At 72.6% G+C, this 7,764-nt stretch carries 7 protein-coding genes; 3 read left to right on the top strand and 4 right to left on the bottom strand.

Annotated elements, in window-relative coordinates; genetic code table 11:
- Positions 1-330: 330 nt before the first annotated feature.
- A complete protein-coding gene (locus P1P75_RS37460) occupies positions 331-1,533 on the top strand; it encodes an amino acid deaminase/aldolase (protein WP_319263848.1) in 1,203 nt (400 codons plus the stop codon).
- Positions 1,534-1,605: 72 nt separating this feature from the next.
- On the opposite strand, the gene P1P75_RS37455 is transcribed toward P1P75_RS37460, so the two are convergent.
- From P1P75_RS37455 to P1P75_RS37440, 4 genes are read right to left on the bottom strand one after another with little or no spacing between them, the layout of a single operon-like run.
- On the bottom strand, positions 1,606-2,658 hold the full coding sequence (locus P1P75_RS37455) for a DUF2510 domain-containing protein (RefSeq protein ID WP_319263850.1): 1,053 nt from the start codon (positions 2,656-2,658) through the stop codon (positions 1,606-1,608).
- 27 nt (positions 2,659-2,685) lie between these two features.
- Positions 2,686-3,468, bottom strand: a complete 783-nt coding sequence (locus tag P1P75_RS37450; RefSeq protein ID WP_319263846.1) for a 3-oxoacyl-ACP reductase — start codon at positions 3,466-3,468, stop codon at positions 2,686-2,688.
- Positions 3,465-4,883 carry an aldehyde dehydrogenase family protein gene (locus P1P75_RS37445; protein ID WP_319263844.1) on the bottom strand — a complete coding sequence of 473 codons (1,419 nt, stop codon included), beginning with the start codon at positions 4,881-4,883 and terminating at the stop codon, positions 3,465-3,467. The genes P1P75_RS37450 and P1P75_RS37445 overlap by 4 nt, the downstream gene beginning before the upstream one ends.
- Before the next feature lie 8 nt (positions 4,884-4,891).
- The gene (locus tag P1P75_RS37440; RefSeq protein ID WP_319263842.1) at positions 4,892-6,250 is read right to left on the bottom strand and encodes a glutamine synthetase family protein; all 1,359 of its coding nucleotides are present in this window, start codon (positions 6,248-6,250) and stop codon (positions 4,892-4,894) included.
- A 104-nt stretch (positions 6,251-6,354) separates the two neighbouring features.
- On the opposite strand from P1P75_RS37440, the gene P1P75_RS37435 reads away from it, so the two are divergent.
- Both P1P75_RS37435 and P1P75_RS37430 read left to right on the top strand, forming a co-directional pair.
- Positions 6,355-7,089, top strand: a complete 735-nt coding sequence (locus tag P1P75_RS37435) for an FCD domain-containing protein (protein ID WP_319263840.1) — start codon at positions 6,355-6,357, stop codon at positions 7,087-7,089.
- Positions 7,090-7,155: 66 nt separating this feature from the next.
- On the top strand, positions 7,156-7,764 hold a 609-nt coding region (locus tag P1P75_RS37430; protein ID WP_319263838.1), incomplete at its 3' end, for a gamma-glutamyl-gamma-aminobutyrate hydrolase family protein.

Genomic DNA, 7,764 nt, shown 5'->3' with positions numbered 1-7,764 from the left:
GGACAACGACGGCGCGGGGGGATCGAGGCGCGGCGTGCTTCCGTGCTCATGCACCCCCCGTTTCCTCGTGCCCGCGCCGTCGTTGTCCTGCGCGGGCCGGTCTCCTCGCCCGGGCGGCCCCGGTACGGACACGCCGGTCCTTCCTGGGCACGCATACCCGCACGGACGGACCGGCATCCCGGCACGGGTACCCGGCCGGAGCCGTCCTCCGTGCGTGCGCGTCACTCTACGGCTTGTTCCTGCGCGAACGGGAACCAGTCCGCGCCCCCCGGGGCATCTGCCCGGAACGTCCCCCTACCCTGCGGTAATCGGGTCTGGCAGGCTGCGTCCATGACTGCGCGCGCCGCCGACCGGGCCCGGTACGACCGGGCCACCACCCATCTCGACGCTCCTCTCGCCATCGTGGACCTGGAGGCATTCGACGCCAACGCGGACGATCTGGTCCGCCGGGCGGGCGGGAAGCCGGTCCGCGTCGCCAGCAAGTCCGTCCGCTGCCGGGCGCTGCTGGAACGCGTCCTGGCCAGGGACGGTTTCGCGGGCATCATGTCCTTCACTTTGGCCGAATCCCTGTGGCTGGCCCGGTCGGGCTTCGACGACATCCTGCTCGCCTATCCCTCCGCCGACCGCTCCGGCTTCGCGGAACTGGCGGGCGACCCCAAGCTGGCCGCCGCCGTCACCGTGATGGTCGACGACGTCGCCCAGCTCGACCTCATCGACTCCGCGCGCGGTGACGGACACGAAGTGGTGCGGGTCTGCCTGGAGTTGGACACCTCGTTGAAGCTGCTGGGCGGGCGGATGCGGGTCGGCGCGCTGCGCTCCCCGCTGCACTCCCCCGCCCAGGTCGCCGACGTGGCGCGGGCGGTGGCCCGGCGTCCCGGGTTCCGGCTGGTGGGGATCATGGCGTACGAGGGGCACATCGCGGGGGTGGGCGACTCGCTGGCCGGGCGGCCCTTGCGGTCCCGTGCGATCCGGCTGATGCAGGCCACCGCACGCCGCGAACTCGTCGAGCGGCGTGCCGCGGTGGTGCGTGCCGTGCGGGCCGTGGTGCCGGACCTGGAGTTCGTGAACGGCGGCGGGACCGGCAGTGTGCAGCACACCGCCGCGGAGGACGCGGTCACGGAGATCGCGGCGGGGTCGGGACTGTACGTGCCGCGTCTGTTCGACAACTACACGTCGTTCAACGGCCGTCCGGCCGCCCTGTTCGCCCAGCCCGTCGTACGGCGGCCGGGCGTCGGCGTCGTCACCGTCCTCGGCGGCGGCTACCCCGCCTCCGGTGCCCCCGGACCGGACCGGCTTCCGGTGCCGTATCTGCCGGAGGGGCTGCGCTACGACCCGCAGGAGGGCCCGGGCGAGGTGCAGACCCCGCTGCTCGGCTCCCCCGCCGACGACCTGCTGATCGGCGACAAGGTGTGGTTCCGGCACGCGAAGGCCGGTGAGCTGTGCGAGCGGTTCGACGTGCTGCGGCTGATCGAGGGGGACGCGGTGACGGCGACGGTGCCGACGTACCGCGGCGAGGGGCAGACGTTCCTCTAGGTCGCGCCTCTGGTCGTGACGGTTGTGACGGTTGTGACGGTTCTTACGCTTCGCTGAGCGGCGTTCGACGGCTCACGGCGTCTGTCCGAGGCCGCTGCCGACCCCGCCGCCCGTGTCCGCGTCGCCGATCGGGCGGATGCCCTTGGTGATGCGGTCCATGTCGGCGAGCGGCGGCCCGTCCTCGCCCGCGTCGAAGACGTACCGGACGAGTACGGGTGCCTCGGTGCCGACGGTGGACGGAAAGACCAGGGACTGGACGTAGCCGCCGGGCCCCTCGGCGGTCGTCACCCGCCAGCGGACGTAGTACCCGGCGCGGCCCGAGACCGCGACCTGTCCGGCGGCCACCGTCTGGTGGGACTCGATGCCGCCGAAGGGGCTCCGGCCGATGAGGTCCTTGTCGTAGGCGTCGTCGGCCGCGTCGGCGATGTCCGCCTCGGCCAGTGCCCTGGGCGAGGTCTGGTCGGTGTCGGTGACGGTGCGGGAGATCACCAGGCCGTGCCGGCAGATGCCTCCGCCGGGGCAGTCGTAGGTGCCGTCGGTGGTCATGACGACGTCGGGTTCGGCGACGTGCTCGGGGAGGACCCAGCCCTCGGGCAGCGGGAGGGTGATGCCGTTCAGCTCGTCGACGACGACGGAGGGGTCCGTCGACGCGGTGGCGGAGGGGTCGGCGGAGGGTGTGGCGGTGGCGGTGCCCGGGGTCGTCACGGGGGCCGAGGTGCCGGCGGGCGGGGCCGCCTCCGGTCGCGTGCCGGAGCCGTCGCTCCCGCGCAGGAGGACGGCTCCGGTCACGACCGCCGCGACGAGGACGGCCGCGACGACGACCAGGGCGACGGCCCGGTACCGGCCGCCGCCACCGCCGGACGCGGAGGGGCCGGGACCTGCCGGCGGCCCGAAACCTCCGGCAACCGGTGTCACAGCCGGCCCGAAACCCTCGGAAACCGGTGTCACAGCCGGCACCGGAGGTCCGAAGCCCTGCTCCGACGACGCCGAAGCCGACGCCCCCGACGCCCCCGGCGTGGCCGGGGTCTGCGGGGTGCGCCGGTGGTCGGTCCAGGCCGTGCCGTCCCACCAGCGTTCCTGGTGGGGGGCCGTCGGGTCGGCGTACCAGCCGGGCGGGGGCGTCATGCTCATCCCGGCACTCTAGGACGCGGCCTACAGCGGCGTGACGTACGCCCCCGAGATGCCGCCGTCGACCAGGAAGTCACTGGCGTTGACGAAGGAGGAGTCGTCGCTGGCCAGGAAGGCGACGGCGGCGGCGATCTCCTCGGCCTCGGCGAACCGCCCGGCCGGGATGTGGACGAGGCGGCGGGCCGCCCGCTCGGGGTCCTTGGCGAACAGTTCCCGCAGCAGCGGGGTGTTGACCGGTCCGGGGCAGAGCGCGTTGACGCGGATGCCCTCCCGCGCGAACTGGACGCCCAGTTCACGGGACATGGCGAGGACTCCGCCCTTGGACGCCGTGTACGAGATCTGGGACGTGGCGGCGCCCATCCTCGCCACGAAGGACGCCGTGTTGATGATGGAGCCCCTGCCCTGGCGCCGCATGTACGGGATGGCGGCCTTGCAGCACAGGTAGACGGAGGTGAGGTTGACCTCCTGGACGCGCTTCCAGGCCTCCAGGCCGGTGTCGAGGATGGAGTCGTCGTCGGGGGGTGAGATACCGGCGTTGTTGAAGGCGATGTCGACGCTGCCGTAGGTGTCGTACGCCGCCTTGAACAGCGCCTCGACCTGGTCGGGGTCGGTGACGTCGACCTTCACGAAGAGGCCGCCGACCTCCTCGGCGGCGGCCTTGCCGCGGGGTTCGTCGATGTCGCCGCAGACGACGTGCGCGCCCTCGGAGGCGAGGCGGCGGGCTGCGGCGAGGCCGATGCCGCTGCCGGCCCCGGTGATGACGGCGGTGCGGCCGACGAGCCGGCGGCAGACGATCTCTTTGGTCACTGTGCGGGGCCCTCCGTGCTGATGAAGACGTTCTTGGTCTCGGTGAAGGCGGTCAGGGCGTCGGGGCCGAGTTCGCGGCCGATGCCGGACTGCTTGAAGCCGCCGAACGGGGTCCAGTAGCGGACGCTGGAATGGGAGTTGACGGACAGGTTGCCCGCGCGGACGGCCCGCGAGACGCGCAGGGCGCGGCCGACGTCGCGGGTCCAGATGGAGCCGGCGAGGCCGTAGTCGGTGGCGTTGGCGAGTTCGATCGCCTCTGCCTCGTCCTCGAAGGGCAGGACGACGGCGACCGGGCCGAAGACCTCCTCGACCGCCACCCGCGCGCCGGGGCCGACGCCGGTCAGGACGGTGGGCGGGAACCAGAAGCCGGGGCCCTCGGGGGCCTTGCCGCGGATACCGGCCAGGTCGTCCGTCACGTACGAACGCACGCGGTCCAGCTGGGACTTGGAGATCAGCGGCCCCATGTCCGTGTTCTCGTCCGCCGGGTCGCCGACCACGACCGATTCGATCGCGGGGGCGAGGAGGTCCAGGAAGCGGTCGTGGACGGAAGCCTGGACGAGGATGCGGGTGCGGGCGCAGCAGTCCTGGCCCGAGTTGTCGAGGAAGGACATGGGGGCCGCCGCGGCGGCGGCCTCGAGGTCGGCGTCGGCGAAGACGATGTTGGGGCTCTTGCCGCCGAGTTCGAGGGTGACGCGCTTCAGCAGCTCGGATCCCTTCGCCAACACGCGTTTGCCCACGGCTGTCGATCCGGTGAAAACGATCTTCGCCACGCCCGGGTGCTCGACCAGCGCGTTGCCGGCGACGGGGCCGCGACCGGGCAGCACCTGGAGGAGATCCTCCGGCAGGCCCGCGGCCAGGGCGAGTTCGGCCAGCCGCAGGGCGGTCAGCGGGGTCGTCTCGGCGGGCTTGAGGATCACCGCGTTGCCGGCGGCGAGTGCCGGGGCGGTGCCCCAGGCCGCGATCGGCATCGGGAAGTTCCAGGGCGCGATGACCCCGACGACGCCCAGCGGTTCGAGGATCGTGACGTCGAGGCCGCCCGCGACCGGGATCTGGCGCCCGGTGAGCCGCTCCACTCCCCCGGCCGCGTAGTCGAGCAGGTCCCGGACGTTGCCCGCCTCCCAGCGGGCGTTGCCGATGGTGTGGCCGGCCTCACGGACCTCCAAGTGCGCCAGTTCTTCGAGATGTTCGTCGACCTGGACGGCGAAGCGGCGCAGCAGGCGGGCACGGTCACCGGGCGCGAGGGCGGCCCACCGGACCTGGGCGCGGGTCGCACGTACGACGGCCGCGTCGACGTCGGCCTCGGTGGCGGCGGGGACGGTGGCGACGATCTCTTCGGTGGCCGGGTTGAGTACCTGGAGCCGCTCGGCCGCGAGCTGGTCGGACCTGAAGGGGTGGGAGGTGGGCTGGTCGGACACGAAGGGCCTCACATGCGTTCGAAGGAGCGGCGCAGCTCCCAGTCGGTGACCGCCGCGTCGAAGGCCTCCAGCTCGACGCGGGCCATGTTGCGGTAGTGGGCGACGACCTCGTCGCCGAAGGCGGCCCGCGCGATGGGGCTTTTCTCCCAGAGTTCGGCGGCCTCGCGCAGGGTGGTGGGGACGTGGGCGAAGTCGGCGGTGTAGGCGTTGCCGGCGCAGGGCTCGGGCAGTTCCAGCTTCTGCTCGATGCCGTGGAGGCCAGCCGCCACGAGTCCGGCGACCGCGAGGTGCGGGTTGACGTCGCCGCCGGGCAGCCGGTTCTCGAAGCGCAGGGAGCGGCCGTGGCCGACGACGCGCAGGGAACAGGTGCGGTTGTCGTGGCCCCAGGCGACGGCGGTCGGGGCGAAGGAACCCGGCTGGAACCGCTTGTAGGAGTTGATGTGCGGGGCGTAGAGCAGGGAGAAGTCGCGCAGCGCGGCGAGCTGTCCGGCGAGGAAGTACCGCATGACCTGCGACATCCCGTCCGGCCCTGCCATCGCGTTGGCGCCGTCGGCGTCCGCGAGCGAGAGGTGGATGTGGCAGGAGTTGCCCTCGCGCTCGTTGTACTTCGCCATGAAAGTGAGGGAAACGCCTTCCTGGGAGGCGATCTCCTTGGCACCGGTCTTGTAGATGGCGTGCTGGTCGCAGGTGACCAGGGCCTCGTCGTAGCGGAAGGCGATCTCGTGCTGGCCGGGGTTGCACTCGCCCTTGGCGGACTCGACGGTGAGGCCCGCGCCGGCCATGTCGTTGCGCAGGCGGCGCAGCAGGGGCTCGACGCGGCCGGTGCCGAGGATCGAGTAGTCGACGTTGTACTGGTTGGCCGGGGTGAGTCCCCGGTAGTGGGCGTCCCAGGCCTGCTCGTAGGTGTCCTTGAAGACGATGAACTCCAGCTCGGTGCCGACCTGGGCGGTGTAGCCCAGCTCGGCGAGGCGCTCCAGCTGGCGGCGCAGGATCTGCCGGGGTGCGGCGACGACGGGCGAGCCGTCCTCCCAGGCGAGGTCGGCGATCAGCATCGCGGTGCCGGGGTGCCAGGGCAGGCGGCGCAGGGTGCCGAGGTCGGGGCGCATGGCGAAGTCGCCGTAACCGCGCTCCCAGGAGGACATCTCGTAACCGTCCACCGTGTTCATCTCGGTGTCGACGGCGAGGAGGTAGTTGCAGCCCTCGGTGCCGTGTTCGAGGACCTCGTCGAGAAAGAAACGGGCGGCGAAACGCTTGCCCTGGAGACGTCCTTGCATGTCGGGGAAGGCGAGGACGACGGTGTCGATCTCACCGCCGGCGACGAGGGCGTGCAGTTCGTCGACGCCGAGCGGGGGTGTGCGGTCTGCCACGGGAGGGCCTCCTCAGGCTTCCTCTGCTGCTACGGCTGTGCCGGGACGGCCGGGAGCCATAAGGTATTGCCGAAAACCTTTGCTTGGGAAGGGGGCGCGACCGGATGCCGGTGGGCGCTGAGGGGGAACCGGCGGACCGGCTCACGCCGGTACTGCGGCCGGTGCGGGCCGGGAACGGCTTCGAGGAGGCCCTGGAGCAGATCCTCCAGGTGGTACGGCTGGGCCTGGTGCCCGGCGGGGAGCGGCTCCCCGCCGAACGGGACCTGGCGGAACGGCTCGGCATCAGCCGGGTGACGCTGCGCGAGGTGCTGAAGGTCCTCCAGGACCAGGGGCTCGTGGAGTCACGGCGCGGCCGGTACGGAGGAACGTTCGTGCTGCCCCGCACCGACGCGGTCGGCGAGGACGAGCTGCGGCGGCGGATCACCGAGGTCGACATAGAGGACGTGCTCCGGTTCCGGGAGGTGCTGGAGGTCGGCGCGGCGGGCCTGTGCGCGGCGCACGGCCTGACGAAGGAGCAGGCGGGGCGGCTCCGGGATGCGCTGGCCCGCACCGAGGACGCCCCGCTCACCGAGTACCGCCGCCTCGACACGATGCTCCACCTCACCCTCGCCGAGCTGTGCGGTTCGCCGTCGCTCACGGCGCGCTACGCGGCGGTCCGGGCCACGGTGAACGACCTGCTGGACTGCATCCCGCTGCTGGTGCGCAACCTGGAGCACTCGCAGCGCCAGCACACGGCTCTGGTGGAGGCGGTGCTCGACGGGGACGCGGACGGCGCGCGGGAGATGATGCGCGAGCACTGCGCGGGGACGGCCGCGCTGCTGCGGGGCTTCCTCGCCTGACCTGCGGGCGTGTTCAATGGTTCGGGTCGAGTCCATTCGGATGGGCGGGGAGCGGTGGAGGCGGGCATGGCGAACGCGACGGGCAACAGGCCGCTGATCGGCGTCAGTACGTACCTGGAGACCGGGGCGCGCTGGGGGGTGTGGGAGCTGGACGCGGCGCTCCTGCCGGCCGGGTATCCGCGGCTCGTGCAGCGGGCGGGCGGACTGGCGGCGATGCTGCCGCCGGACGCGCCCGAGCACGCGGCGTCCGTCGTGGCCCGGCTGGACGCACTGGTGATCGCGGGCGGCCCCGATGTCGAACCCGGGCGCTACGGGGCCGAGCGGGATCCCCGGACGGGGCCGCCTGCGCGGGAGCGGGACGCCTGGGAGCTGGCCCTCGTCGAGGCGGCGTTGGCGGCGGGGGTACCGCTGCTCGGGATCTGCCGGGGGATGCAGCTGCTGAACGTGGCCCTCGGGGGGACGCTCGTGCAGCATCTCCCCGGCCACGCGGAGGTGGCCGGGGAGTTCGGGCGGCACGCGGTGAAGCCCGTGCCGGGGACGTTGTACGCCGCCCTGGTGCCCGAGGAGATGTCGGTGCCGACGTTCCATCACCAGGCGGTGGAGCGGTTGGGGGCGGGGCTGGTGGCCTGTGCGTATGCGGGTGACGGGACGGTGGAGGCCGTCGAGCTTCCGTCC

Source organism: Streptomyces sp. ID05-39B, assembly GCF_033794725.1.
Classification (GTDB): Bacteria; Actinomycetota; Actinomycetes; order Streptomycetales; family Streptomycetaceae; genus Streptomyces; species Streptomyces bobili.
This window is presented reverse-complemented; position numbering and strand designations above follow the sequence as displayed.

What these genes read in the sequence shown, in the direction of transcription:
- P1P75_RS37460 (WP_319263848.1), top strand. Translation starts at nt 331, where the DNA reads ATGACTGCGCGCGCCGCCGACCGGGCCCGGTACGACCGGGCCACCACC.
- P1P75_RS37455 (WP_319263850.1), bottom strand. Translation starts at nt 2,658, where the DNA reads ATGACGCCCCCGCCCGGCTGGTACGCCGACCCGACGGCCCCCCACCAG.
- P1P75_RS37435 (WP_319263840.1), top strand. Translation starts at nt 6,355, where the DNA reads ATGCCGGTGGGCGCTGAGGGGGAACCGGCGGACCGGCTCACGCCGGTA.